Annotated in this window: 27 protein-coding genes; 9 read left to right on the top strand and 18 right to left on the bottom strand. The window is 73.1% G+C overall.

What is annotated here, in order from left to right:
- Window positions 1-2 precede the first annotated feature (2 nt).
- The 9 genes from ACLQ2X_RS02825 to ACLQ2X_RS02785 all read right to left on the bottom strand — a co-directional run bounded on the left by ACLQ2X_RS02825 (window position 3) and on the right by ACLQ2X_RS02785 (window position 8803).
- A complete protein-coding gene (locus tag ACLQ2X_RS02825) occupies window positions 3-728 on the bottom strand; it encodes a hypothetical protein (RefSeq protein ID WP_425679322.1) in 726 nt (241 codons plus the stop codon).
- A gap of 203 nt (window positions 729-931) precedes the next feature.
- Window positions 932-2017 carry a DUF3626 domain-containing protein gene (locus ACLQ2X_RS02820; protein ID WP_425679321.1) on the bottom strand — a complete coding sequence of 362 codons (1086 nt, stop codon included), beginning with the start codon at window positions 2015-2017 and terminating at the stop codon, window positions 932-934.
- Between the two features lie 95 nt (window positions 2018-2112).
- Complete coding sequence (locus tag ACLQ2X_RS02815; RefSeq protein WP_425679320.1) at window positions 2113-2742, bottom strand: MBL fold metallo-hydrolase; 630 nt, start codon at window positions 2740-2742, stop codon at window positions 2113-2115.
- Window positions 2739-3827: an S-(hydroxymethyl)mycothiol dehydrogenase gene (locus ACLQ2X_RS02810; RefSeq protein WP_425679319.1), complete on the bottom strand. Its 1089-nt coding sequence runs from the start codon at window positions 3825-3827 to the stop codon at window positions 2739-2741. The genes ACLQ2X_RS02815 and ACLQ2X_RS02810 overlap by 4 nt, the downstream gene beginning before the upstream one ends.
- 146 nt (window positions 3828-3973) lie before the next feature.
- The gene (locus ACLQ2X_RS02805; RefSeq protein ID WP_425679318.1) at window positions 3974-5245 is read right to left on the bottom strand and encodes an MFS transporter; all 1272 of its coding nucleotides are present in this window, start codon (window positions 5243-5245) and stop codon (window positions 3974-3976) included.
- Window positions 5242-5394: a hypothetical protein gene (locus ACLQ2X_RS02800; protein WP_425679317.1), complete on the bottom strand. Its 153-nt coding sequence runs from the start codon at window positions 5392-5394 to the stop codon at window positions 5242-5244. The genes ACLQ2X_RS02805 and ACLQ2X_RS02800 overlap by 4 nt, the downstream gene beginning before the upstream one ends.
- A 112-nt stretch (window positions 5395-5506) precedes the next feature.
- Window positions 5507-6349, bottom strand: a complete 843-nt coding sequence (locus ACLQ2X_RS02795; protein ID WP_425679316.1) for an alpha/beta fold hydrolase — start codon at window positions 6347-6349, stop codon at window positions 5507-5509.
- Window positions 6346-7308, bottom strand: a complete 963-nt coding sequence (locus ACLQ2X_RS02790; RefSeq protein WP_425679315.1) for an SDR family NAD(P)-dependent oxidoreductase — start codon at window positions 7306-7308, stop codon at window positions 6346-6348. The genes ACLQ2X_RS02795 and ACLQ2X_RS02790 overlap by 4 nt, the downstream gene beginning before the upstream one ends.
- The gene (locus ACLQ2X_RS02785; protein ID WP_425679314.1) at window positions 7301-8803 is read right to left on the bottom strand and encodes a flavin-containing monooxygenase; all 1503 of its coding nucleotides are present in this window, start codon (window positions 8801-8803) and stop codon (window positions 7301-7303) included. Before ACLQ2X_RS02785 ends, ACLQ2X_RS02790 begins: the two co-directional genes overlap by 8 nt.
- Window positions 8804-8932: 129 nt before the next feature.
- Here ACLQ2X_RS02785 and ACLQ2X_RS02780 point away from each other — a divergent pair, with 129 nt between their 5' ends.
- Window positions 8933-9604 (top strand): TetR/AcrR family transcriptional regulator, encoded by a 672-nt coding sequence (locus ACLQ2X_RS02780; RefSeq protein ID WP_425679313.1) that lies wholly within the window; start codon window positions 8933-8935, stop codon window positions 9602-9604.
- Window positions 9605-9633: 29 nt separating this feature from the next.
- Here ACLQ2X_RS02780 and ACLQ2X_RS02775 read toward each other — a convergent pair whose 3' ends face one another.
- Window positions 9634-10110, bottom strand: coding sequence for a hypothetical protein (locus ACLQ2X_RS02775; RefSeq protein ID WP_425679312.1), 477 nt, complete (start codon window positions 10108-10110; stop codon window positions 9634-9636).
- A gap of 45 nt (window positions 10111-10155) precedes the next feature.
- On the opposite strand from ACLQ2X_RS02775, the gene ACLQ2X_RS02770 reads away from it, so the two are divergent.
- Window positions 10156-11148, top strand: a complete 993-nt coding sequence (locus ACLQ2X_RS02770; RefSeq protein ID WP_425679311.1) for a helix-turn-helix transcriptional regulator — start codon at window positions 10156-10158, stop codon at window positions 11146-11148.
- A gap of 84 nt (window positions 11149-11232) precedes the next feature.
- Here ACLQ2X_RS02770 and ACLQ2X_RS02765 read toward each other — a convergent pair whose 3' ends face one another.
- Window positions 11233-12708, bottom strand: a complete 1476-nt coding sequence (locus tag ACLQ2X_RS02765; RefSeq protein WP_425679310.1) for a PLP-dependent aminotransferase family protein — start codon at window positions 12706-12708, stop codon at window positions 11233-11235.
- A gap of 28 nt (window positions 12709-12736) precedes the next feature.
- Here ACLQ2X_RS02765 and ACLQ2X_RS02760 point away from each other — a divergent pair, with 28 nt between their 5' ends.
- On the top strand, window positions 12737-13345 hold the full coding sequence (locus ACLQ2X_RS02760) for a LysE family translocator (RefSeq protein WP_425679309.1): 609 nt from the start codon (window positions 12737-12739) through the stop codon (window positions 13343-13345).
- Between the two features lie 28 nt (window positions 13346-13373).
- Window positions 13374-14081, top strand: a complete 708-nt coding sequence (locus ACLQ2X_RS02755; protein ID WP_425679308.1) for a B3/B4 domain-containing protein — start codon at window positions 13374-13376, stop codon at window positions 14079-14081.
- On the opposite strand, the gene ACLQ2X_RS02750 is transcribed toward ACLQ2X_RS02755, so the two are convergent.
- On the bottom strand, window positions 14019-14291 hold the full coding sequence (locus tag ACLQ2X_RS02750; protein ID WP_425679307.1) for a hypothetical protein: 273 nt from the start codon (window positions 14289-14291) through the stop codon (window positions 14019-14021). The genes ACLQ2X_RS02755 and ACLQ2X_RS02750 overlap by 63 nt on opposite strands.
- A gap of 92 nt (window positions 14292-14383) precedes the next feature.
- Here ACLQ2X_RS02750 and ACLQ2X_RS02745 point away from each other — a divergent pair, with 92 nt between their 5' ends.
- Complete coding sequence (locus ACLQ2X_RS02745) at window positions 14384-15190, top strand: SDR family oxidoreductase (RefSeq protein ID WP_425679306.1); 807 nt, start codon at window positions 14384-14386, stop codon at window positions 15188-15190.
- On the opposite strand, the gene ACLQ2X_RS02740 is transcribed toward ACLQ2X_RS02745, so the two are convergent.
- The 5 genes from ACLQ2X_RS02740 to ACLQ2X_RS02720 all read right to left on the bottom strand — a co-directional run bounded on the left by ACLQ2X_RS02740 (window position 15169) and on the right by ACLQ2X_RS02720 (window position 21228).
- On the bottom strand, window positions 15169-16266 hold the full coding sequence (locus ACLQ2X_RS02740) for an ABC transporter ATP-binding protein (protein WP_425679305.1): 1098 nt from the start codon (window positions 16264-16266) through the stop codon (window positions 15169-15171). The two genes, ACLQ2X_RS02745 and ACLQ2X_RS02740, sit on opposite strands and share 22 nt — an antisense overlap.
- Window positions 16263-17327 (bottom strand): ABC transporter ATP-binding protein, encoded by a 1065-nt coding sequence (locus tag ACLQ2X_RS02735; RefSeq protein ID WP_425679304.1) that lies wholly within the window; start codon window positions 17325-17327, stop codon window positions 16263-16265. Before ACLQ2X_RS02735 ends, ACLQ2X_RS02740 begins: the two co-directional genes overlap by 4 nt.
- A gap of 14 nt (window positions 17328-17341) precedes the next feature.
- On the bottom strand, window positions 17342-18331 hold the full coding sequence (locus ACLQ2X_RS02730; protein WP_425679303.1) for an ABC transporter permease: 990 nt from the start codon (window positions 18329-18331) through the stop codon (window positions 17342-17344).
- Between the two features lie 58 nt (window positions 18332-18389).
- Window positions 18390-20135 carry an ABC transporter substrate-binding protein gene (locus tag ACLQ2X_RS02725; RefSeq protein WP_425679302.1) on the bottom strand — a complete coding sequence of 582 codons (1746 nt, stop codon included), beginning with the start codon at window positions 20133-20135 and terminating at the stop codon, window positions 18390-18392.
- 61 nt (window positions 20136-20196) lie between these two features.
- Window positions 20197-21228 carry an ABC transporter permease gene (locus tag ACLQ2X_RS02720; protein WP_425679301.1) on the bottom strand — a complete coding sequence of 344 codons (1032 nt, stop codon included), beginning with the start codon at window positions 21226-21228 and terminating at the stop codon, window positions 20197-20199.
- A gap of 395 nt (window positions 21229-21623) precedes the next feature.
- Between ACLQ2X_RS02720 and ACLQ2X_RS02715 the strand changes: the two genes are divergently transcribed.
- The 3 genes from ACLQ2X_RS02715 to ACLQ2X_RS02705 all read left to right on the top strand — a co-directional run bounded on the left by ACLQ2X_RS02715 (window position 21624) and on the right by ACLQ2X_RS02705 (window position 23180).
- Window positions 21624-22496 carry a pentapeptide repeat-containing protein gene (locus ACLQ2X_RS02715; protein WP_425679300.1) on the top strand — a complete coding sequence of 291 codons (873 nt, stop codon included), beginning with the start codon at window positions 21624-21626 and terminating at the stop codon, window positions 22494-22496.
- A gap of 150 nt (window positions 22497-22646) precedes the next feature.
- Window positions 22647-22883 carry a preprotein translocase YidC gene (locus tag ACLQ2X_RS02710; RefSeq protein ID WP_425679299.1) on the top strand — a complete coding sequence of 79 codons (237 nt, stop codon included), beginning with the start codon at window positions 22647-22649 and terminating at the stop codon, window positions 22881-22883.
- Window positions 22884-22919: 36 nt separating this feature from the next.
- Entirely contained in the window at window positions 22920-23180 is a 261-nt protein-coding gene (locus tag ACLQ2X_RS02705; protein WP_425679298.1) for a hypothetical protein, read from the top strand.
- Here ACLQ2X_RS02705 and rnhA read toward each other — a convergent pair.
- Entirely contained in the window at window positions 23099-23668 is a 570-nt protein-coding gene (gene rnhA / locus ACLQ2X_RS02700; protein ID WP_425679297.1) for a ribonuclease HI, read from the bottom strand. The genes ACLQ2X_RS02705 and rnhA overlap by 82 nt on opposite strands.
- Window positions 23669-23810: 142 nt before the next feature.
- Between rnhA and ACLQ2X_RS02695 the strand changes: the two genes are divergently transcribed.
- Window positions 23811-24926, top strand: coding sequence for a serine hydrolase domain-containing protein (locus ACLQ2X_RS02695; protein WP_425679296.1), 1116 nt, complete (start codon window positions 23811-23813; stop codon window positions 24924-24926).
- The last annotated feature ends 26 nt before the right edge of the window (window positions 24927-24952 follow it).

Raw genomic sequence — 24952 nt, 5'->3', positions numbered from 1 at the left:
GATCACCAGAGCTGGTGGACGATGTCCGCCGCCTGCTCCTCCCACTGCGCGTACGCGTACGGGTAGGCGGAGACCTGCACCGTCTGCGCCGCGGTGGTCAGCGGCAGCTCCGGCCAGCCGCCGACGTTCTTCAGCGCGCCAAAGAACGCCTTGCTGGAGTACTCCGGGTCGGTGATCTGCTCGGACGTGCCCCAACCGGAGGACGGGCGTTGCTGGAACAGGCCCTCGGAGTCGTGGTCGTTGTACGTGCCGAGGTGGCCCAGGTTGTACAGCTTCGACTCCTGCAGGGAGGTGGCGACGCCGATCACCGCGCCCCGCTCCCCCACGCCGCTCTCCTTGGCCGCCTCGACGATGGCCTTGGCGTTGGCGAGTTGCGCGTCGTCGAGCGGGATGCGCGACTGCGCGCCCTCGACGCCGTGCGGCACGAGCTTGTCCCTGGCCGGCCGGTCGGCCCTGGTCGGGGTCTTCCCCCCACCTGTGGTCAGGTCCGACTCGACCGTCTCGGTGGCGGTCTGCTTGCCGGTGGCCAGGTCGATGGCGGCCACCGCCCCGGCGTGCGGCTGGGTGGTCACCGGCGCGGCGACGGCGGTGGGGCCGATGGCGAGCCCACCCAGGACGGCGACCCCCGCGACGCTCAGCGCGGCGCGGCGGTTCTGGACGGTGTCGGTGGTCTTGGCGACGGCGGTCTTCGCGATGGCCGGGAGCCATCGGGTGAAGGACTGCTTCACGATGGTTGCCCTTTCGATCGTTACGACGCGCTCCGGGGTGAGCGCACCTCGGGGGCCCTGCCGGCGGGTACGGGGTTTGGTTGCCGGCGGTATCGGGGACACAACGCACCCGGCATGTCGGTCATTCCGGAAATGGCCCCGAGGACGGGTGTTGAGGTCCAGGTCACCCGCGTGACCGGACGGCGCTCGCCGGGCGGGACACTTCAGGCCGGAGCACCGAATCGCACCAACACGTGCCAGAGCTGCTTGAGGTGCTGCAACGTCACCTCGGTCGGCCCCCGGTCGGCCCAGCGCGACGGTTCGCGCACCACGGAGGCGGCGGCCCGGCCGACAAGCGCGGCGGTGACCGGCTCTCCCGGGCAGCCGAACTCCGCCGCCACCCGGGCGGCCAGCGGCGGGATGTCCGGCCCGCGGAACTCCGCGTCCACGCCGTCCACGGGTAGCGCGAAGCCGGGGTGCCAGGCCAGCGCCAGCCCGTGCCGGTCGGCAATTCCGGCGAGGCGACGGCCCACGTCGGTGCCCCGGAACGACGGGTCGACCACGAGCGCCTCGACGTCGCGGGCGAGATGCACCTCGCCGTGCACCTGGGCCTCGATGTAGTCGTCGAGCGCCCGGCCGGCCTGCCGCTCGGCCCGCTCCCGGCGGCGCAGCAGCGTCCGCAGCAGCGTCTCGGTGTCCATGCCGGCCACGCCCAGGCTCGCACCGGTCTCGGCGGTGGCCGTCAGCAACGCCGCCAGGACCGGTTCGAAGACGGTGACGGTGCCGACGTCGGTGGGGTGGACGTGACTGTCGCCGAAGGTGAACGTCGTGCGGGCCAGCGTCTCGGGGCGCAGCCGCAGGTGGCAGGAGCCGAAGCGGGGGCAGGCGCCGTCGGGATGGTCGAGCAGGTTCAGGCCGCCGTACTTCGGGCGCTCCCCCGGGCGCACACCCGGCCGCTGGTAGGCGCCGCCGAACATGGCCCGCTCCCACACGTCCCGGTCGCCGCCCGGGTAGGCGGTCAGGCCGCCGTTGGAGATGCCGGTCTCGAACTGGCTGCGGTAGACGCCCTCGGCGGCGAGCGCCTCGACGACGGTACGGCCGTCGCGCAGCACCCGGTCGGGGTGGAAGTTGAGCGTCAGCCGGCCGTGGGCGGCGACCGCCGCGACGAGTTCCGCGCCCCGGACCGTCGCGCCGGACGCGGCGAGGTGACCGGCGATGACGGCGAGCGCCGCCGGGCGGTCCCGCAGGGCCACGTCCTGGACGTGGCGCAGCGCGGCGGACTGGGCGGCGGTGAGCGTCGTGGTGATCATGGCGTCGAGTATCACCGCGACAGACGCCGCGCGGCGAGGAGGTTTCCCGCCCTCGCCGCGCGGAGGTGTCCCGCCCTCCCCGCGGCGGAGGTTCCTCAGTGCCCCCGGGCGATCCACTCGTCCAGGTGCGGGGCCTCGGCGCCGACCGTGGTGTCGTCACCGTGCCCGGTGTGCACCACGGTCTGCGGCGGCAGGGTGAGCAGCCGGTCGCGGATCGACTCGACGATGGTGCCGAAGTCGCTGTAGGAGCGGCCGGTCGCGCCGGGCCCGCCGGCGAACAGCGTGTCGCCGGTGAACACGACACCCAGGTCCGGGGCGTACAGGCTGCACGCGCCGGGGCTGTGGCCGGGGGTGTGCAGGACGCGCAGCGTGACGCCGCCGACGGTGACGGTCTGACCGTCGACGAGGTCGCCGTCCGGCGGGGTGTCCGGGTGCACCATGTCCCACAGCACCCGGTCGGCGGGGTGCAGCAGCACCGGGGCGCCTGTCGCCCGGGTCAGCTCGGGAGCCACCCGGACGTGGTCGTCGTGGCCGTGGGTCGCCAGGATCGCCAGCACCTGCCGGTCACCGACCAGGGCGCGGATCGCGGCCACGTCGTGCGGCGCGTCGACGACGACGCACTCGGTGTCGTCGCCGATCACCCAGACGTTGTTGTCCACGTCGAAGGTCTGCCCGTCGAGGGAGAACGTGCCGGAGGTGACGGTGTGGTCGACGCGGGCGATCACGGGAAGACCACCACCGAGCGCAGCACGTCACCGTGGTGCATCCGGGTGAACGCCTCCTCGACCTGGTCCAGGGCGATCTCCTCGGTGACGAAGGCGTCCAGGTCCAGGCGGCCCTGCCGGTAGAGCTCGGTCAGCATCGGGAAGTCGCGGCTGGGCAGGCAGTCGCCGTACCAGCTGGACTTGAGCGCGCCGCCCCGCCCGAACACGTCGGCCAGCGGCAGTTCCACGGTCATCTCCGGCGTCGGCACCCCGACCAGGACGACAGTGCCGGCCAGGTCGCGGGCATAGAAGGCCTGCTTCCAGGTCTCCGGCCGGCCCACCGCGTCGATCACCACGTCGGCGCCGAACCCGCCGGTGGCGGCGCGGATGGCCTCCACCGCGTCGTCCTCGGAGGCGTTGACGGTGTGGGTGGCGCCGAACGTGCGCGCCCAGTCGAGCTTGCGGGCGTCGGTGTCCACCGCGATGATCGTGGTCGCGCCGGCCAGGGCCGCGCCGGCCACCGCCGCGTCGCCGACGCCGCCGCAGCCGATCACCGCCACCGAGTCGCCCCGGGTCACGTTGCCGGTGTTCATGGCCGCGCCGAGACCGGCCATCACCCCGCAGCCGAGCAGGCCGACGGCCGCGGGCCGGGCCGACGGGTCCACCTTGGTGCACTGCCCGGCGTGCACGAGCGTCTTCTCCGCGAACGCGCCGATGCCCAGCGCGGGCGTGAGTTCGGTGCCGTCGGTGAGCGTCGTCTTCTGCGCCGCGTTGTGGGTGGCGAAGCAGTACCAGGGGCGGCCCCGCAGGCAGGCCCGGCACTGCCCGCACACGGCACGCCAGTTGAGCACCACGAAGTCACCGGGGGCCACCTCGGTGACGCCGTCACCGACCTGCTCGACGACGCCCGCGGCCTCGTGCCCGAGCAGGAACGGGTAGTCGTCGTTGATGCCGCCCTCGCGGTAGTGCAGGTCGGTGTGGCAGACGCCGCACGACTGGACGCGTACCACCGCTTCGCCGGGCCCCGGGTCCGGCACCACGATCGTGGTGACCTCCACGGGCGCGCCCTTGCGCCGCGACACGACTCCCCGGACTTCCTGGCTCACGCTGCCTCCTTGTTTCGCCGTCCTGCCTGTCGAACCTACCGCCGATCATGACCGAGGGCCCGGCGAAGTCCGGCGGATCGCCCTGGTCACCGCCGGGCACCCGGCGTGCCCGTTCACCCGATGGGACGACAGCGGGCGCGGGCCGCTCAGGCCGGCACCGGGACCACGGCGCCGGCGAGCCGGCGACGGGCGGCGTTGCGGTAGCGCAGCACCTGCGCCGCGCCGAGCGCCCAGAGCAGGAACTGCACGGCGAACGCCCAGCGGTACGCCGACAGCGGCGGGGTGTCCCGGCCCGCCGGGGTGGCCACGTCGAGCACCACGCCGACGGCGAGGATCAGCACGATCGAGGCGACGAAGCCGCCGACGTTGACGATGCCGGTGGCGCTGCCGATGCGGTGCACCGGATTGAACGTGCGGGCGTAGTCGAAACCGATCATCGAGCCGGGACCGTTGACCGCGAGGACCACGACGAGCGCCACCAGCAGGGCGTGCGGCGCCCGGCCGGGCCAGGCCAGCACCACCGCCCACACCCCGGCGGTGGCGGCGGTGATCGCGAAGACCAGCACCGAACGGTGGAACGGGTGGCGGGCGCACAGGTGGGCGATCACCGGCCCGCCGGCAAGCGTCACCATCGTCATCAGGGTGAGCAGTCCGGCCGCGGCGGTCGGCGAGAATCCCTGCCCCTGCACCAGGAACGGGAAGCCCCACAGCAGCGCGAACACCGAGCCGGAGAACTGGGTGACGAAGTGCGTCCACAGGCCCAGCCGGGTGCCCGGCTGCGCCCACGCGTCGGTGAGCTGCCGGCGCAGCGTGGCCAGGTCGGGAACGACCGCGGTGGCGTGCCCGGCGTGCGGGGTGTCGCGCACCGCGACCAGGACGAGCAGCAGCACGGTCGCGCCGAGCGCCGCCGCGGCGCCGAACGCCGGGGTCCAGCCGGCGTGGTGCAGCAGCACCACCAGCGGTACGGCGCCCAGCACCGCACCGAGCTGGCCGACGGTGCCGGTGAGCTGCACCAGCAGCGGGTTGCGCCGGCCGGGGAACCAGAACGCGACGATCCGCAGCACGCTGATGAACGTCATCGCGTCGCCGAGACCGACGAGCACCCGGGCGGCGACGGCGAGGCGCACGTCGACGGCGACCGCGAACACGAGCTGCCCGGCCACCATCAGCGCCCCGCCGGCCAGCAGCAGCCGGCGCGAGCCGTAGCGGTCCAGCAGCACCCCGACCGGGACCTGCATGACGGCGTAGACGGCGAGCTGGGCGACGGAGAAACCGGCCAGCGTGGCCGCGTTGATGTGGAAGCGGTCCGCCGCGTCGACCCCGGTGACGCCGAGCGAGCTGCGGTGGAACACGGCGGTCACGTACGCGGTCACCGCCACCGCGTAGACCAGGGCGGCCGGCCGGCGGGTTCCGCTCACCGCAGCGCCCCGAGCATCCGCGCCGCGCTGTCGACGTGCCCGGCGACGGCGTACCGCCACGCCCGCGGGTCGTCGCCGTCGAGCGCCGCGACCTGACCGGCGTGCTCGGTGAGAGCCACCTCAGCCCAGCCGGACAGGTCGGCGCGCACGCTCGGCGGCGGACGGCGCGGTCCGACCGGGATACGTCATGTGAATATGCTGCGCCGCGCCGTGCTCCCCCGGACCGTCGAGGCATCCGAAGGTGGCGCGGGCCACGCCGGGTCAGGCGGCCCACAACTCCCGCAGCAGCGCCTGCACCTCGGCGGTCCGCTCGATCTGCGGCATGTGCCCGGTGTCGCGGAACAGGTGACTGCGTGCCTTCGGCAGCCGGGCCCGCGCGTACGCCAGGTGCGCGGCGGGCAGGATCAGATCCCGGTCGCCCCAGACCACCAGCGTGGGCAGGTCCAGCGCGGCCACCGCGTCGAGCAGTTCGGCACGCCACTGAGGCCGTACCCCGCGCCAGGTGCCCAGGCTGGCAACCAGCTCCCGCATCACCCGGGACGCGTGCGGCTGTCGGGCCAGCGCGAGCGCGGTGGCGACCCGCTCGTCGGTGACGTACGCGGGGTCGAAGAAGATGGCCCGCTCGGTGCGACGGGCGACCGCCGGGTGCGGGCGCAGCAGCATCCGGGCCAGCGGGCGTACCGCGAGCAGCCGCAGCGCCACCGTCACCTCGCGGCCGAAGCCGGCGCTGTTGAGCAGCGCCAGGCTCGCCGCCCGGTGCGGTGCGTCGGCGGCCAGCCGCATCGCCACCGCCCCGCCGAGAGAGTTGCCCACCAGGTGCGCCGGGCCGGTCACCCCGGCCACGTCGAGGAACCGGGCGACCGCCTCGGCGAGCGCGGGCAGCGTGTGCGGGCCGTCCAGCGGCGCCGAGCCGCCGTGCCCGGGCAGGTCCACCGCGAGCACCCGGTGGTCGCGGGCCAACGCCGGGTGCAGCGCCGCGAAGTCGTCGAGGGTACGGCCGATGCCGTGCAGCAGCAGCACCGGCGGGCCGTCGCCGCTGATCCGGCAGCGCATCCGCCGACCGTCGACGGTGCGCTCGTCGGCCGGGGGCAGCGCGACAGTCACGCCTGGCGTCCGGACTCCGGGGCGACCGCCTCGCCGTCCGGGGCGGCGGGTCCGCCACGCGGGGCGGGCACGCCGGCGGAGGGCAGGGCGGCGGGCACGTCGAGGGCGTCGGCGGGCGGCGGGGCGGGCACCCGGGCCGGGCGCATGCCCAGGGCCAGCACCCGGCCGTACCCGGCGGGGGCCACCCGGGCCAGCAGGTCGGGCAGCCTCGCCGACCAGCCGATCAGCACCCGGCCGCGGCGGCGCCGCGCACCGCGCAGGATCGCCTCGGCGGCGGTCGCCGGGTCGATGGTGAGCAGCTTCTCGAACTGTGCGCGCCCGACCTCGTACTCGGCGCGGGGCACCCCGCTGCCCACCCGGGCACTGCTGGCGATCCGGGTGCGGATGCCGCCCGGGTGCACCGAGGTCACCCCGATCCCGTCGTCGACCAGTTCGTGCCGCAACGCCTCGGTGAAGCCGCGCACCGCGAACTTGCTCGCCGCGTACGCGGCCTGCCCGGCGGGGGCGATGAGGCCGAACAGGCTGGACACGTTGACCAGGTGCGACCCGGGTTCGGCCTTGAGCGCGGGCAGCAACGTGTGGGTCAGCCGCACCACCGCCCGAAAGTTGATCTCGATGACCCAGAGGAACTCCTCCAGCGTCACCTGGTCGAAACGCCCGCCCAGCGCGACCCCGGCGTTGTTGATCAGCAGCCGTACGCGGGGATGCGCACTGTGGATCTCGGCGGCGACCCGGTCGGTGGCCCCGGCGTCGGCCAGGTCGACCACGTGCGTCTCGACCCGCAGGTCCGGGTGTGCCGCCGAGATCGCGGCGGCGACCGAGGCCAGGCCGTCGGCGTCCCGGTCGAGCAGGACCAGGTCGGCGCCGCGCCGGGCCAGGCCGTGGGCCAGCGCCGCGCCGATACCGCCGGCCGCACCGGTGAGAACCGCCGTGCCGCCGGGGAAGACGAGGTCACGCACCGGTTCCTCCCGGGGTGGGGGTCGCCGCGGCGGTCGCCGGCACGCCGGCCCGGGCGAACCGTACGCCGTCGGTGAGCGGACCGCGCCGCATCAGCCGTACGTCGCGGGGATAGTTCTGGTGCAGCCGCCACGGCGCGCGCGGTCCCTGCTTGGGCAACTGGTCGACCGCGCGCAGCACGTACCCGGACTGCAGGTCGATGATCGGCACCAGGTCGTCGGTGTCCGGCGCGAGCGGGGTGACGATCTGCTGGCCGGTGGCGTCGAGGTGGCGCAGCAGCCGGCAGACGTACGTGGCGACCAGGTCGGCCTTGAGCGTCCAGGAGGCATTGGTGTAGCCGATGGTCATGGCGAAGTTCGGCACCCCGGACAGCATCATGCCCTTGTAGGCGATCGTGGACGCCAGGTCGACCTCGACGCCGTCGACGACGAGCGTCATGCCGCCCAGCGCCAGCAGGTTCAGGCCGGTGGCGGTGACCACCACGTCGGCCCGCACCTCCTCGCCCGCGGCCAGCCGGATGCCGTCGGGGGTGAACGTGTCGATGGTGTCGGTGACCACGCTCGCCCGGCCGGCGCGCAGCGCGTCGAACAGGTCCCCGTCCGGCACCACGCAGAGCCGCTGGTCCCACGGGTCGTAGCGGGGTGAGAAGTGCCTGTCGACGTCGTAGCCGGCCGGGAGCCGCCCCTTCGCGGCCCGGCGCAGGAACCGCTTCACCACCCCGGGCGCACGGCGGCTGAGCTGGAAGTTGGCCACCCCGAGCGCGATGTTCTTCCACCGGGCGACCGCGTACGCGGCCTTCGGGGACAGCCAGCGCCGGGCCGCGTGGGCCACCGGGTCACGCGAGGGCAGCGCCACCACGTACGTGGGTGAGCGCTGGAGCATGGTCACGTGGGCGGCCCGCTGCGCCATGGCCGGGACCAGGGTGACCGCGGTGGCGCCGCTGCCGATGACCACCACCCGCTTGCCTGTGTAGTCCAGGTCCCGCGGCCAGTGCTGGGGGTGCACGATCGTGCCGGCGTACCGCTCGACGCCGGGGAACCGGGGCGTGTAGCCCTCGTCGTAGCGGTAGTAGCCGGAATTGGTGAACAGGAACCCGCAGGTCAGGGTCGTGTCCTCACCTGTGTCGTCGCGCCGGGCGTGCACCGTCCAGCGGGCGGTGGCGCTGTCCCACTCGGCGCGTAGCACCCGGTGGTGGAAGCGGATGTGCCGCTGGACGTCGTACTCGTGGGCGGTCTGCCGCACGTACGCGCGGATCGCGTCGCCGTCGGCGATCGCCTTCGGGTCGGTCCACGGCTTGAAGGCGTAGCCGAGGGTGTACATGTCGGAGTCGGAGCGCACGCCCGGGTAGCGGAACAGGTCCCAGGTGCCGCCGACGGCGCCCCGGGCCTCCAGCACCGCGTACGTCTTGTCGGGGCATTCGCGTCCGAGGTGGACCGCGGCGCCGATGCCGGACAGGCCGGCACCGACGATGAGGACGTCGACGTGATCTGCGGCCATGGCTTCTCCTGTTCGCGCCGGTCCCGTTCGCACCGGCGCGAACCGGACCCTATCCACCGCCGTCGACCGCGGTCAACACCATGTCGAGAGAAATCGACACGGTGTTGAGCGGGTGTAGCATCAGCCGACATGACCACCGCCCGTACGCCGAGCGGCGCCGCGCCCAGCCGCGGACGGCGGGCCGGCCGCTCCACCGGCGACGACCGGGAGACGGCGATCCTGGCCACCGCCGAGCGGTTGCTGCGCGAGCGGCCGTTCGGTGACATCTCCATCGACGACCTGGCCCGCGGTGCCGGGATCTCCCGCCCCACCTTCTACTTCTACTTCCCGTCCAAGAACGCGGTGCTGCTCACCCTGCTGGACCGGGTCACCGAGGAGGCGAACGCCGCCGCCGGTGACGTGCTGGTCCGCCTCGCCGAGGACCCGCGCGCCCGCTGGCGGGAGCTGATCGCCCGGTTCCACGCCACCTTCGGCGGGCACCGGGACGTGGTGCTGGCCTGCGCGCAGGTGCGCGGCACCAACGCCGAGGTACGGCGGTTGTGGGCCGAGGTCCTGGAACGCTGGGTCCGGGCGACGCAGGCCGCGATCGAGGCCGAGCGCGCCCGCGGCGCGGCCCCGGACGGGCTGCCCGCCCGGGACCTCGCCATCGCGCTGAACTCGATGAACGAGCGGGTCTGGTACGCGACGTTCGCCGGGGACGGCCCAGCGGTGGCCGAGCGGGACGTGGTCGACGTGCTGCTCGACGTCTGGCTCACCGCGATCTACCGGACCGCCACGCCGCCGGTCCCGCCCGCGGCGTAGGGCGTCACCGCGCCGCCGGCCTCGGCCTGTCAGCGCCCCACCGGCCCGGCGGGCCGGGCGTCGGCCAGGTAGCCGGCCAGGTCCGGCTCGTCCGGCGCGAGCACGTGCCGGATCCAGGCGGCGCGCTCGTGCTCCAGCACGCCCAGTTCCCAGACGCAGCCCACGCCGGGCCGGTCCAGGTCGACGAAGCGCGCCGGGTCGTCGTCCGGGCAGTTCAGCGCGGGCTGCCCGGCGATGGCGATGCGGCACTCGACGACGTTGTCGAAGAACCAGCTGTACGCCAGCAGGTACGCGCCACTGTCCGCGCCCCGGTGCAGCACCGTCCAGCTCGCGGGCGGGGTGGCGCCGTCCGGGCCGGGCAGCAGCGCCGGCAGGTACGCGTACGCGGCGTCGACCACCCGTGGTTCGAGTCGGCGGTCCGGCTGGTCGATGTGGTAGCGCTTGACGTGCCGGCCGGCGACCTCGATCGTCCCCGGCACGGTCAGCTCCTTGTCGTGGAAGGCCATGGACGGGACGGTAGAAGCGGTCCCCTGACAGCTAATGTCAGGGAAATGCGGGCCAGCCGACTCCTGTCCATCCTGCTGCTCCTGCAGGCGCACGGCCGGTTCACCGCCGCCGACCTCGCCGCCCGCCTGGACGTCTCGGTCCGCACCATCTACCGGGACGTCGAGGCGCTGCACGCCGCCGGCATCCCGCTGTACGGCGCGGCCGGGCACGACGGCGGCTACCGGCTCGTGGAGGGCTGGCGGACCCGGCTGACCGGGCTGACCGCCGAGGAGGCCGACCGCCTGCTCTTCGCCGGTCTGCCCGGACCGGCCGCCGAACTGGGCTACCAGTCGGTCGTCGCGGCCGTGCAGCTCAAGCTCCGGGCCGCGCTGCCCGCACCGCTGGCCGACCGGGCCGCCCGGCTGGAGCAGCGGTTCCATCTGGACACGCCGGGCTGGTACTCCGACGGCGACCCGTCGCCGCACCTGGCCGACGCGGCCGAGGCGGTGTGGCGGGAACGCCGGGTCCGGGTGCGCTACCGCGGCTGGCGGGGCGAGACGACCCGGGTCCTCGAACCGTACGGGCTGGTGCTCAAGGGCGGGCGCTGGTATCTGGTGGCCGCCCGACCGGACCGCGCCGAACCGGCCACCTACCGGGTCAACCAGATCCTCGACCTCACCGCGCTGGACGAACCGTTCGAGCGACCCGATTTCGACCTGCCGGCCTGGTGGCGTGCCCACGTGGTCGCGTTCCGGGCCGGCCTGCACCGCGACGAGGCACGCATCCGCCTGTCCCCGCGCGGGTTCGCCCGGTTGCGCGAGGTCGGCAGCGACGTGGTGGTCACCGCCGCCCAGGCGAGCGCCGGCCCGCCGGACGCCGCCGGCTGGGTGCACGCGGTCATCCCGATCGAGTCGCTCACCCACGCCCACGGCGACCTGCTGCGCCTCGGCGCCGACGTGGAGGTCCTCGCCCCCGCAGCGCTGCGCGACCGCCTGGCCGCCACCGCCACCGCCCTGGCCACCCTCTACCACCCACCCCCTCGGCCTCTTTCGGGATGATGATCAAGGGGTTCGCGTCCGGCAGGGAGATCGACTATGGGCCGAACTCCTTGATCACCGGCGGCAGGCGGGGCTCGGAGCGGTTCAGGTGAGGGCCTGGAGGGCTTCGGCCACCGTGGACAGCGCGCGGTCGATCTCCGAGGGCGGAGTGGCCGCGTACCCGAGGACCAGTCCGGGCGGCTGCGGGCGCTGGCCGTGCCAGGACAGTGGATGGACTTTGACGCCCCGGTGCAGCGCCGCCGCCGCGAGCGCCCGGTCGTCGACGTCGCCGGGCAGCGTGACCATCAGGTGCAGCCCGGCGGCGGCACCGTGCACCACGGCTCCCGGCAGGTACGCGCGGACCGCCCGGATCATCGCGTCCCGACGGCGCACGTGCCGGTGGCGCAGCAGCCGCAGGTGCCGCTCCAACGCGCCCGACTCCATCAACTCGGCCAGCACGAGCTGCGGCAGCACCGCGTTGCCCAGATCCGCCGTCCGTTTGGCGTCCACGACGTCGGCGTGCAGCCACGGCGGCACGAGCGTCCACCCGATCCGCAGCGCCGGCGCGAGCAGCTTCGAGACGCTGCCGGTGTAGCAGACCCGATCCGGCGCCATGCCCCGCAGCGCCGGCACGGGCGGGCGGTCGTACCGGTGCTCGGCGTCGTAGTCGTCCTCCACCACCAGGCCGCCGTCGCGCGCCCACCGCAGCAGCCGGCGACGCCGCTCACCGTCGAGCACCACCCCGGTCGGGAACTGGTGCGCCGGGGTGAGCAGCACGGCGGGCGCACCGGACCGCTCCAGCAGGTCAACCCGCAGGCCCCGGTCGTCCACCGGTACCGGCGGCGTCGCCAGCCCGGCGTACGTCAGGTGCTGCCGCACGCCGAGCGAGCCCGGGTCCTCCACCGCGACGGTGCGCGTACCCCGGTCGTGCAGCACCCGCGCGAGCAGGCCGAGCGCCTGGGACACGCCGGCCACGACCACCACCTCGGCCGGACCGGCGCTGATGCCCCGGTTGCGGGCCAGCCAGTTCGCGACGGCAAGCCGCAGCGCCGGCGTGCCGGCCGGGTCGCCGTAGCCGAGCGCGGCGGGGGTCGCCCGGTGCAGCACGGCCCGCTCGGCCCGCAGCCACGCCGCGCGCGGGAAGGCCGCCAGATCGGGTACGCCTGGCGTCAGGTCCACCTGCGCGGAGGCGGCGCGCAGGGCCTCGAAGACGTCGAGGCCCGGACGGTCGGCGAACACCTCCGGCACCCTTCTCGGCTCGGGCGGCCGGGCGCGCGCGGCGGCCGGTGTGGCCACCACCACCGTGCCGGCCCGGCCCCGTCCGGCCACCTGCCCGTCCTCACCCAACCGCTGGTACGCCTCGGTCACCACGCCGCGTGAGACGCCCAGCTCGGCGGCGAGCACGCGGCTGGGCGGCAGGCGGGTGCCGACCGGCGCCCGGCCGTCGGCGATCGCGGAGCGCAGCCGAGCGGCAAGCCAGTCCGCGCGACCACCCGGCGGCGCTTCGCCGACATCCAGTTGGAGGAAGTCCGCACCGGCCGTTTTGGACCTCTCGGAAATGGCGGCTTTGGCCCTGCCCATCGGACCATTATGGCCACAGGCTGGACCGGTGACCATCGCCTTTCTCCTGACCGCAACAGTCGTCGCGATCACCCCGGGCACCGGGGTGATGCACACGCTCGCCATCGCCGTCACCGCCGGTCGCCGCGCCGGCCTGGCGGCCGCCGCCGGGGCCACGCTCAGTCTCGTCCCGCACGTGATCGCCGCGGTCACCGGCCTGGCGGCGCTGCTGCGCGCCGGCACCCCGGCGTTCCGGGTGGTGACCTGGCTGGGCGTGGCGTACCTGCTCTGGATGGCCTGGTCGGCGCTGCGCGACAGGGGTGCGTTCACCGTCGACGGCGACCGGCCGCCGCGCCCGGCGACGGCGGTGTTCCGCGACGGGGTGCTGCTGAACCTGCTGAACCCGAAGGTGACGGTGTTCTTCGTGGCGTTCCTGCCGCAGTTCGTACCGCCGGACGCACCCGCCGCCGCCGCGCGCATGCTCGCCTGCGGCCTGGTGTTCATGCTTGTCACGCTGCTGGTGTTCGCCGGGTACGCGGTGCTGGCCGGCGCGTTGCGCAGCCGGGTGCTGTCCCGCCCCCGGCTGACCGCGCTGCTGCGGCACACAGTCGCCGGCAGCTTCCTGGCCCTGGGCCTCGGCCTCGCGTTCACCGCCTAGAACCCGGTACCACCAGAAGGAGCAATCCGTGCGCTTCCGGCACTCCCCCGAGATCTGGTCGTCCTTTCCCGAGCTGACCTGCGGCGTCGTGCACGCCACCGGGATCATGCCCGACGTCGACGTCACACCGCGGCTCGACGGATATCTCGACGTCGCCCGGGACCGGCTCGCCGCCGCGCCCGAGGGCGGCTTCCCGGAGATCCAGGCGTGGCGGCGCGCCTTCGCCCGGATGGGCTGCCCACCGACCCGCTACCGCTGCGCCGCCGAGTCGCTGCTGCGCCGGTTGCGGCGCGACGGGGACCTGCCCCGGCTGCACCCGCTCGTGGACCTGGGAAACGCGCTCTCGACCCGGTACGCGGTGCCGGTGGCAGTGCTCGACCTGGCCCGCGTCGGCGGTGACCTGACAGTGCGCCCGGCCGACGGCACGGAAACCTATCTGACCCTCGGCGGGGAGACGGAACACCCGGCACCGGGTGAGGTGGTCTTCGCCGACCGGGACGGGCACGCGCACGCCCGGCGCTGGACCCACCGGCAGAGCGGCGCCTCAGCGGTACGGGCCGACACCAGCGAAGTGCTCGTGGTGGTCGAGGCGATGCACACCGGGGCGGCGCCTACCGTACGCCGGATGCTGGACGAGCTGGCGACGGCGCTGGCCGAGCGGTGGGGCGTGCCGTCACGGACGGCCCTGCTCACCTCGGAGGCGCCGGAGTTCGCCGTGCCGGTCCGGGCGGGGTGACGCCACGCCGGGCGGCTCGGTGTGCGCGACCGGCTCGCCGTGCAGCTCGCGCAGGGCGTCGGCGAGCCGCGTGTCAGCGGTGCCCCACCACCGCCGGGCCAGCTCCACGGTGCGGCCGAGCGAGTCGTCGCCCACCGCATCGGCGCGTAGCTCCGCGCTCATCATGCGCAGGAAGCGAACGGTCACGGCATCGGACTCATCGGCGATCACGCCCGTACCCTAGCCACCGGGTCCGACGACACCGGCGCCCGAGGCGGGTCGTCCGCCCGGTTGAGGTCGCCGAACGCGGGTAGTGCGCGGACATGCCCGAACGATACGAGGACTACGACCGCGTCGCGATCGTCACCGGCGCGGACTCCGGCATCGGCAAGGCGTGCGCGGTGGCGCTCGCCGGGGCCGGCTACGACATCGGCATCACCTGGTACGGCGACGCGGCGGGCGCCGAGCGCACGGCAACCGAGGTACGGGCCACCGGCCGCCGCTGCGAGACCGCCGAGCTGGACCTGACCCGGCTGCCCGACGCGGCAGCGGTTGTCGACGAGCTGGCCGACCGGCTCGGCGGCCTGGGCGTGCTCGTCAACAACGCCGGCACCGGGCTGTCCGAGCCCTTCGTGGACGTGACCTGGGAGAAGTGGCGGGAGGTGCTCGCGGTCGACCTGGACGGGCCGTTCCTGTGCTCGCAGCGGGCCGCCCGCCGGATGCGCGCTGCCGGGCGGGGCGGCCGGATCATCAGTATCACCAGCGTGCACGAGCACGCGCCCCGGGTCGGCTCGTCGGCGTACTGCGCGGCCAAGGGCGGGCTGGGCCTGCTCACCAAGGTGATGGCGCAGGAACTGGCGGCCGACGGCATCACCGTCAACGCGGTCGCTCCCGGCGAGATCGCCACCCCGATGACCGGCCAGGAGGACGTCGACCCGTTCACGCAGGACCGTCCCGGGGTGCCGGTGGGCCGGCCCGGTGACGCCCGTGAGGTGGCGGCCGTGGTGGCGATGCTCGTCTCGCCGGCGGCCGCGTACGTGACCGGGGCGTCGTGGCCGGTCGACGGCGGGATGCTGTTGATGGGGCCGCAGGCCTCTTCGCTTCCGTCTCATTCGTGGCGTGCCGTCTGACCGGCGGCGCGGGCTGGGCCGGCCGTTGCGCCGATGGGTCCGTTTTCGGGGTAGTGGCAGGCGGTTTGTTGGGTGCCGCCGTCGCGGGTGGTGAGGGTGGGGGTTTCGGTGGCGCAGCGGTCGGTGGCTTTCCAGCAGCGGGTGCGGAAGCGGCAGCCGGATGGGGGGTTGAGGGGGGTGGGGACGTCGCCGGTGAGGCGGATGCGGCCGGCGGGGCCGAGGGTGGTGACGTCGGGGATCGCGGAGAGCAGGGCGCGGGTGTAGGGGTGCTGCGGGCGGGTGTAGATGGTGTCGCGGTCGCCGATCTCCACGATGGTGCCCAGATACATGACCGCGACGCGGTGGCAGAAGTGGCGGATCACGGCCAGGTCGTGGGCGATGAACACGAAGGCCAGGTCCAGGTCGCGTTGCAGGTCGCGTAGCAGGTTGATGACCTGCGCCTGGATGGACACGTCGAGGGCGGAGACGGGTTCGTCGGCGACGATCAGTTTCGGTTTCAACGCCAGGGCGCGGGCGATGCCGATGCGTTGGCGTTGCCCGCCGGAGAACTCGTGCGGATACCTGTTGTAGTGCTCCGGGTTCAACCCGACCAGTTCCAGTAACTCCCGCACCCGCTGTCTGACACCACCGGGTGGGGTGATCCCGTTGACCTGCAACGGCATCGCCACGATCCGACCCACCGTGTGACGGGGGTTCAACGACGCGTACGGATCCTGGAAGATGATCTGCAGGTCCTGCCGCAGGCTCCGCAGGTCACCGCGTTTCGCGTGGGTGATGTCGCGCCCCGCGAAGCAGATCGATCCGGCGGTGGGTTCCAGCAGCCGCACCAGCATCCGTCCGGTCGTGGTCTTCCCACACCCCGACTCCCCCACCAGCCCGAGCGTCTCACCGGGACGTACGTCGAAGTCCAGCCCGTCCACCGCCCGCACCGCACCCTTCGCGCGCAGACCCTGCCGCACGGGGAAGTGTTTGGTCAGCCCGCGCACCGACAGCAGCGGCCCGCTGTCCGGCGTCGCACCGACGGCCTCACCCCGCCGGCCGTCGACCGCGCCCATCGTGTCCTGGTCAGCACTCATCGGGCCACCCCCACCCGGGCGACCTCGTCGCGGTAGATCCGCTCCCGCGCCCCCGCCGACAGATGACACGCCACCAGGTGCCCTGCCGCCCCCGCCGGAACCAGCTCCGGCACCTGGGTGCGGGAGCGGTCCCCGTTGACGTCGGCCCACCGACACCGCGGATGAAACGCACACCCCGACGGCACATTGATCAGACTCGGCGGGTTACCCGGGATCGGCACCAGATCCGCGTCCGCGTCCCCGTGCAACGACGGCACACTCGACAACAACCCCCACGTGTACGGATGCTGCGGCGCCCGCAACACCCGACCCACACCCCCGTACTCCACCGCCCGACCCGCATACATCACCAACACGTCATCAGCCACCTGCGACACCACACCCAGATCGTGGGTGATCAACACGATCGCCGACCGGAACTCCGCCTGCAAATCCGCCAACAAATCCAGGATCTGCGCCTGCACCGTCACATCAAGAGCCGTCGTCGGCTCATCCGCGATCAACAAATCCGGATCATTCACCAACGCCATCGCGATCATCGCCCGCTGCCGCATCCCACCCGAGAACTCATGCGGATACTGATCAAACCGCCGACCCGGCTGCGGAATCCCCACCCGACCCAACATGTCCACCGCCCGCGACCGCGCCTCCCGCCGCCCGGCCCGCGGATGATGCACCCGATACGCCTCAGCGATCTGCCTACCCACCGAGTAGTACGGATGCAACGCCGACAACGGATCCTGAAAGATCATCGCCATGTCACGACCCCGCAACCGACGAATCTCCTCCTCACCCAACCCCACCACCTCACGCCCACCCACCGAAATCTCCCCCGAAATGGACGTCCGCTTCACGTTGTGCAAACCCAGAATCGCCAACGACGTCACACTCTTACCGGAACCGGACTCCCCCACGATCCCCAACGTGCGACCCCGATCCACCGCGAACGACACCCCGTCCACGGCCCGCACCACACCATCCTCGGTGTCGAACCGCACCCGCAGATCCCGCACCCGGAGATAGGGGTTCTCGCCGCGTCGCGGCGTCGGAAGCTCCATCATGTCCGTTCCTCCCGTCAGTTCAATCGGACCCGTGGGTCGATAACCGCGTACAGCACGTCGACGACGATGTTGGCGACCACGATGAACACCGCCGCCAGGAGCACCGTCGCCATCACCACCGGAAGGTTGAGGAACTGCACCGCCTCCACGGTGGCCTTGCCCAGCCCCTGGAGACCGAAGATGGTCTCGGTGATGAACGTGCCGCCGAGGCTGGTGCCCACGTCCAGCCCGGCGATCGTGACGATCGGGGTGATCGCCGCCCGCAGCGCGTGCCTGGTGTGCACCTTGCGCGCGGGCAGTCCCTTCGCCCGCGCGGTGCGGACGAAGTCCTCCGACAGCGTCTCCACCATCTGCGCCCGCGACAGCCGGGCGTAGAGCGCCGAGTTGAGGAAACCCAGCGTCATCCACGGCAGCAGCAGACCGCCCGCCCAGCGGGCCGGGCTCTGCGTGAACGGCGTGTAGGTGGGAAACGGCAGCAACCCGCTGGAGTAGACCAGCAGGTAGAGCAGGACCAGCCCGAAGAAGTACACCTGCATGGACGCCCCGGCGAGTGTGACGCCGATGGCGGCGCGGTCGAACACCGTACCCCGGTGCAGTGCCGACACCATGCCCAGCGACACGCCGATGGCGAGCCAGAGCACGGCGCCGCCGAGGACGATGCTGAACGTCACCGGGGCGCGCTGGGTGATGATCTCGGTGACCGGTTGGTTGTTGCGGAACGAGTAGCCGAGGCAGGGCGCCGGGCAGTCCTGCCGGAAGTCGCCCTCGCCGTAGGTACGGCCGGCGAAGATTCCCTGGACGAAGTCCGCGTACTGGCGGGGCAGCGGCCGGTCGAGGCCGAGCCGACGCTCCACCTGGGCGATGTCCTCCGCCGTGCAGTTCTTACCGCACATAACCTTCGCCGGGCTGCTCGGCACCGCGAAGAAGAGACCGAATGTGACCAGGCTGATGACCACCAGGGTCAGGGCGGCGACGAGGAGCCGCCGGAGAACGAAACGGAGCACGGGAACACCTCCCCCGGGTACGGCGGGGGCGGCCGTCGTGGCCGCCCCCGCGGGACGGTCACTTCTTCAGGTAGATGCCGTTGAGCGAGATGATGCCGAACGCGTCGCTGAGGAAGGCGTTGCCGACCTTCGAGCCGTGCAACTCGTAGGTGGCGTCGTAGTAGCAGGGCACCACCGGGGCGTACTTCTCCATGATCACCCGGTCGAGCGCCATCCAACCGGCGTCCTGTTCGGCGGCGGGCAGCTTGCGGACCCGGTCGATCTCCGCGCTGACCGACGGCTCGTTCAGGTACGACACGTTCTGGTTGCCCTCGGCCACGATCTCCCGGCCGTCGTAGACCGGGGGGATCACCGTCGAGCCGGTGGGCCAGTCCGAGCCCCAGCCGGTGAGGTAGATGTCGTACGGGTTGCCCTTGCGGCCGACCTGGTCGTAGTAGCTGCTGTTCTCGATCGACTTCATCACGATGTCGAAGCCCATGTCGGTGAGGTTCTTGCGCAGCGCCTCGGCCTGCTGGGTCCGCAACTCCAGGCTGGAGTGGGCGAGCACCAGCTTCGGCCGCTTGCCGGCGAGCAGCTCGGTGACCTTGGCCTTGCCCCCGGTGACCGGGGCGTTGAACACGTCGTACGCGGTGAACCCGACGGTGGTGGGTGACATCAGCGTGGTGGCCGGCGTGCCGGCGGCCTGCCCGCCGAGCACCTTGAGCAGGGCATCCTTGTCGACGGCGTAGTTGAGCGCCCGCCGCACCGCCAGGTCGGTGACCCGCTGGGTGTTGATGCTGAGCACCCAGTTGTACTGCGTGGGGCCCTTGACCACGCGGTCGGCGACGCCCGCCCCGGTGGTGCGGGGAAGCACCGACGGCGGCACGTCCGACCAGCTCAGGGCCGCCTTGTCGGCTGCGCCGTCGGCCACCAGACGCTCGGCGATCTGGGCCTGTTCCAGGCCGAACGTCATCCGGATCGCATCCGGGTAGGCGTTGCGGATCGGGTCGGTGGCCGGGTCCCAGTGCGGGTTGCGTTCCACTTCGAGTGACACGTCGCGCTGGTAGGACTTCACCCGGTACGGCCCGGAGGAGAACGGCCGCAGGTCGTAGTTGGCGCGGGTGTCCTTGGCCGGGGGCACCGCCGCACTGGTGGGCAGCGCCGCGGCGTACGGCAGATCGCAGTGCGGCTGCGGGAAGGTGAACCGGATGGTCCGGTCGTCGGGGGTGTCGACGCCGTCGGGGACCGGCTTGCCACCGTCGTACGGTCCCTTGTAGCTGGCGTTGTACACCCCGCCCGGGTAGAGCCACTGCTGGATGTAGTGCGGGCCCTCGTTGAGGTTGGCCGCGAACGACCGGGCGATGCCGTGGGCCACGTCCTTGCTTGTCACCGGGGAGCCGTCCTCGTACTTCACGCCGTCGCGGAGGGTGAACTCCCAGACCGTGCAGTCGCCGTTGACGTCCTTGCCGGGGTTGGTCGCCAGGTCGCCGACGAGCAGCAGCTTCCCGCTGCCGTCCTCCTTGTAGCCGTTGAGGGAGCGGTAGAGGAGTCCGCCGGCGACCTGCTGTGTGTTGACGTAGTTGCGGGCCGGGTCGAGGTGTTCGAAGTCGGCCGGCTGCATCACGGTGAGGGTGCCGCCGCGGGTAGCCCCGTCGACGGCCTTCGCGGGGCCCTGGTTGTCGACGGCCTCGTACGAGATGGAGCCGCTCTGGGTCTTGGTCGTCTGGTCGCCGCCGCCGCTGTCGTCGGGCGTGGGGTTGCATGCCGCGGCGGTCAACGCCGCCGCGGCGAGGACACCTGTCAGTGTCCGGGTTCGTGCGCGCACGGTGTTCTCCCTTCCTCGCCCGGCGGCCCCCGCCGGCCGGGCACGTGATGGCCGGGTGGGCTTACCGGGTGGAGCGCGGATCCAGCGAGTCGCGCAGGGCGTCACCGAGCAGGTTGAACGCCAGGACCAGCAGGAAGATCGTCAACCCGGGGAACAGGGTGTACCAGGGGTCGCTCGCGACGTAGCCGATGCTGTTGAAGATCATGCGGCCCAGGTCGGGCGTGGGTTCGGTGACACCGATGTTGACGAACGCCAGCGCCGCCTCGATGGCGATGAACTGCGGCACCATCAGGGAGACGGTGACCAGGATCGGTGCCCAGATGTTCGGCAGCAGCTGCCGCACCAGGATGTGCGTGGTGCCGGCGCCGGCCGCCCGGGCCGCGTCGACGAACTCCCGCTCCCGCAGCGAGATCACCTGCCCGCGGACCAGACGCGCGGTGTACGTCCAGCTGAACAGGCTGAAGGTGGCGATGATCAACGCCACCCGGAAGGCCGGCGACGGCGCCTCACGGTCGGAGTAGAAGCGATCCTGGAGGATCGGGATGACGGCGAGCGCGAAGATGAGGAACGGGAACGCGAGCGTCAGGTCGACCAGCCAGTTGACGGCGCTGTCCAGCCAGCCTCTGGCCCAGCCGGCCAGTACGCCGACCGCCACCCCGATGCACGACGCCAGCAGCGCCGAGGTGAATGCGATGAACAGGGACGTCCGCAGACCGTAGACCAGTTGCATCAGGATGTCCCGGCCGCTGCCGGGTTCCAGACCCAGCCAATGGTGGGCGCTGATTCCTCCGGCGTACCCGATCGGCATGCCGAAATCGTTCAGCCGGTCGACGAACTTGTCGGTCGGGTCGATTCCGGTGAGCCCGCCCAGCAGCGGCGCGCCGAGCGCGAGCAGGGCGGCGACGGCGAGCGTCACGGCACTGGCCCGGGCCGTACGGTCGCGCTTGAGCCGCAGCCAGGCGAGCTGGTTGGGTGACCGGCCGACGATCTCGGCGGATCGGCCCGAGGGGCCGGGAACGGCCTCGACATCGGGGCCCGCAGCCCCAGGATCGGTGGCCGGAGTCAGCGACGGTGGGTGCGACAGTTCGCTCATGAGCAGTCCTCCCGACGGGACGAAAACGTCCTGCTACCCGACGGTAATGCTCTCCCGGGCGTCGAAAAGAATCGTTCCGGTAACGGCCGTTCCGGTTGTCATCCATTGACAACGATCCGGCCTAGGGAATGCATCGGCGCAATAACGACCCAATCCGGTTGTCAGCCTTTCAGGCAGACGTTTCGCAAATCCGCAATGCGTTGCCCCAAGACACGGAAGCCGTTGTCACCTGTTCGGACATTCCCCCACCCTGCCCGCCCCGCCCCGCCGTCTCGCCTGGTTGATCATGAGGTTGGCGGCGTTCGAGGTCCGGTTTGTCACCGTCAACCTCATGATCAACGGGGTGGGGTGGGGCGGGGCGGGGTGGGTGGGGTGGGAGGGGAGAGAATGGGCGGGTGGGGGGTGGAGAGGGAACCGTGGGGGTGGGCGGGCGGGAGCTGCGGGCGGACTGTTCGCGCTGCGCCGGGGTCTGCTGTGTCGCGCCGGCGTTCACCGCGTCGGCGGACTTCGCCATCGACAAGCCCGCCGGGCGGCCCTGCCCGAACCTGGGCGCCGACTTCCGCTGCGGCATCCACACCGAGCTGCGGCAACGCGGCTTCCCCGGATGCACCGTCTTCGACTGCTTCGGCGCCGGTCAGCACCTCACCCAGCACACGTTCGCCGGCCGCGACTGGCGCGCCGACCCGGACACCGCGCGAGCGATGTTCGGCACCTTCGCGGTGCTACGGCCGCTACACGAGCTGCTCTGGTACCTGACCGAGGCGGTACGCCTGACCCCGTCCGGCCCGCTGCGTGACGAGCTGACCGACGCGCTCGACGAGACCGGGCGGCTCACCGACGGCACCCCGGAGGAACTGCTCGCCCTCGACGTCGACGCGCACCGGGACCGGGTCAACCGGCTGCTGTCCCACGCCGCCGGTCGGGCACGCGCCGGGCGCACCGGCCCGGACCGGCGGGGCGCGATGCTCATCGGCGTCGACCTGCGCCGTACCCCGCTGGCCGGGGCGAACCTGCGCGGCGCCTGCCTGATCGGCGCCGACCTGCGCGGGGTACGTCTCGGCGCCGCCGACCTGACCGGCGCGGACCTGCGCGGGGCCGACCTGCGCGGCGCGGACCTGGGCGAGTGCCTGTTCACCCACCAGTCGCAGCTCGACGCCGCGCGCGGCGACCACCGCACGGTCCTGCCACCGGGCCTGCGCCGCCCGTCCCACTGGTCCCTGGCGCTGGCCCCGGCCCCCCGCCGCCCCCGCCGGCCCCACCCCCGCTGACCGCCGCCCCATCCCAGTCCCGGCCCGGCGCCCCGATGATCAGGAGTTCGGGGCCGGATCGCTGCCCGAACTCCTTGATCACCGGGACGAGGGTGCGGGTTTGGGCGGGGGTTGGTGGGGAAGGCGGCGCGGACGACGGGAGGTGGACCGGTGGGATATCGGGCACGCGACGGCGAGGAGCCGGTCGACCCGGCGCACGCCGAGGACGAGGCGGGACAGGTGCCGCTGGTGCAGGCGGCGGCGGACACGGACGTGCCGGCCCCCGCACCGGACGAGCCGAAACCGGACGAGGTGACCGAGGACGACGGGTCGGGCATGGCCGGAGGCGCCTCCGGCAGCAGCTCCGGCGGCTCCTCGATGCCGACCCACCCGGACGCGGCGAACTGAACGTTTGCCGCCACCCGCTGCGGGCAGGAGTGCGACATGACCAGTGAAGAGTCCTTCGGCCGCGCGGCCGGCGACGAGCCCGACGGCGCGACCGCGTACGAGGCGTCCCTGCGCCCGCCGGGCGAGTCCCTGCACACCACCGACGACACCGGTGACGACTTCGCCGACCTGCCCGCGGAGGACCGGCGTTCGGCGCGGGAGACCAGCCGGGCCGGCTACGACGTCGACGCCGTCTCCGGCGCCGGCGACCCGGCCGACGAGCCGGCGGAGATCGAGGAGGGCCGGCCCCTGCGCTGACGCGCGCGCGGAGCGGTGGCCGCCGGGTCGCCGCCCCGCGCCTCCGTCATGCCCCGGTTCGCCAGGGCGTCGGCGCGCTCGTTCTCCGGGTGCCCGTTGTGGCCCTTCACCCACAGCCAGGTCACGTCGTGCCGGGCGCACGCCGCCTCCAGCGCCTGCCACAGGTCGGCGTTCTTCACCGGCTGCTTCGCGGCGGTCAGCCAACCGTTGCGCTTCCACGCGTTCAGCCAGCCGGTGATGCCGTTGCGCACGTAGGTGCTGTCGGTGTGCAGGCGTACCGTCACCGGGCGGGTCAGGCTCTCCAGCGCCTGGATCGCCGCGGTCAGTTCCATCCGGTTGTTCGTGGTCGGGGTCGCCTCACCGCCGCACAGCTCCCGCTCGTGGCCGCCCCAGCGCAGCACCGCGCCCCACCCGCCGGGCCCGGGATTGCCGCTGCACGCGCCGTCGGTCCAGATCTCCACGACCCGGCCGGTGTCCGCCTCCGCCATGCCCGGCAACCTACCGGGTACGCGACCCGGCGGGACCACCCGACCCGCCGCGCCGGAGGTCGGCGCAGCCGAGCGGCGGCAGCGCCGCGTCCGCCGAAAAGCATGCGACGGTCGACGGGCCCGTCTGGCACGCTGACTGGTCGTGGAGACGCGCTGGGACGACCTGCGGGCCGAGGTACGGGCGACGATCGGCGAGCTGGTCTCCTCCGGCCGGGAGGCGGGCGTGCAGGTGGCCGCCTACCTGGGCGGGGTCGCGGTCGTCACCGAACAGGCCGGGCTCGCCGACACCACCACGGGCCGGCCGATGACCGCCGACACGCCCGTGCACGCGGTCTCCACCGGCAAGGGACTCACCGCCACAGTGGTGCACGTGCTGGCCGAGCAGGGGCGGCTCGACTACGACCTGCCGCTCGCCGCGGTGTGGCCGGAGTTCGCCCGGCACGGCAAGGACGGCATCACGCTGCGGCACGTGCTCACCCACACCGCCGGCCTGCCCGCGCTGCCCGCCGACGTCACGCCGGAGGATTTCACCGACTGGGCGCGCATGTCCGCGCTGCTGGCCGACGCGCGGCCGCTGTGGGGGCCCGGCGAGCAACTCGCGTACCACGCCTGGACGTGGGGCTGGCTGCTCGGCGAGGTGGTCCGGCGGGTCACCGGCGCGCCGGTGTCGCGGGTGCTCGCCGAGGAGGTGTCCGGGCCGCTCGGCGTGGACCGGGAGCTGTTCCTCGGCGTACCGGAGGCGGAGTTGCCCCGGCTGGCCCGCCTGGAGGACGCCGGCCTGTCCGCGCTGATGAGCTGGGCCGGGGCCAACCTGCCGCACTTCGACGCGGTCGCCCCGCCCGCGGTACGCCCGGACACTGTGATCGGCTCCCGCCCCGACGTGCTGCGCGCCGACGTGCCGTCGGTCGGCACGATGAGCGCCCGGGCGGTGGCCCGGATGTACGCGGCGCTGCTCGGCCCGGTCGACGGGGTACGGCTGCTCTCCGCCGGTCGGATGCGTGCGGTGTCCGCCCCGGCCGTCCGCGCCCAGGAGTGGGTGTTCGGGCAGGAGAGCACGTTCGGGCTGGGCTACGCGGTGGACGGCGACGGGTCGTTCGGCACCGCGGGCAGCGGCGGCAGCCTCGCGTTCGCGTACCCGGAACTGGGGTTGACGGTGGCGGCGGTGCGCAACCGGCTCGGCGCGGGCGACGGCGACCCGATGGAGGGGCTGCGGCGGCTGGTACGCGACCGGGTCACCGAGGCGGCCGGCCGCCGGTAGCGCCGAACAAGCCTCCTGCTTTACTA

Origin of the sequence: Micromonospora sp. DT31 (assembly GCF_049841795.1) — a bacterium.
Taxonomy (GTDB): Bacteria; Actinomycetota; Actinomycetes; order Mycobacteriales; family Micromonosporaceae; genus Micromonospora.
This window is presented reverse-complemented; position numbering and strand designations above follow the sequence as displayed.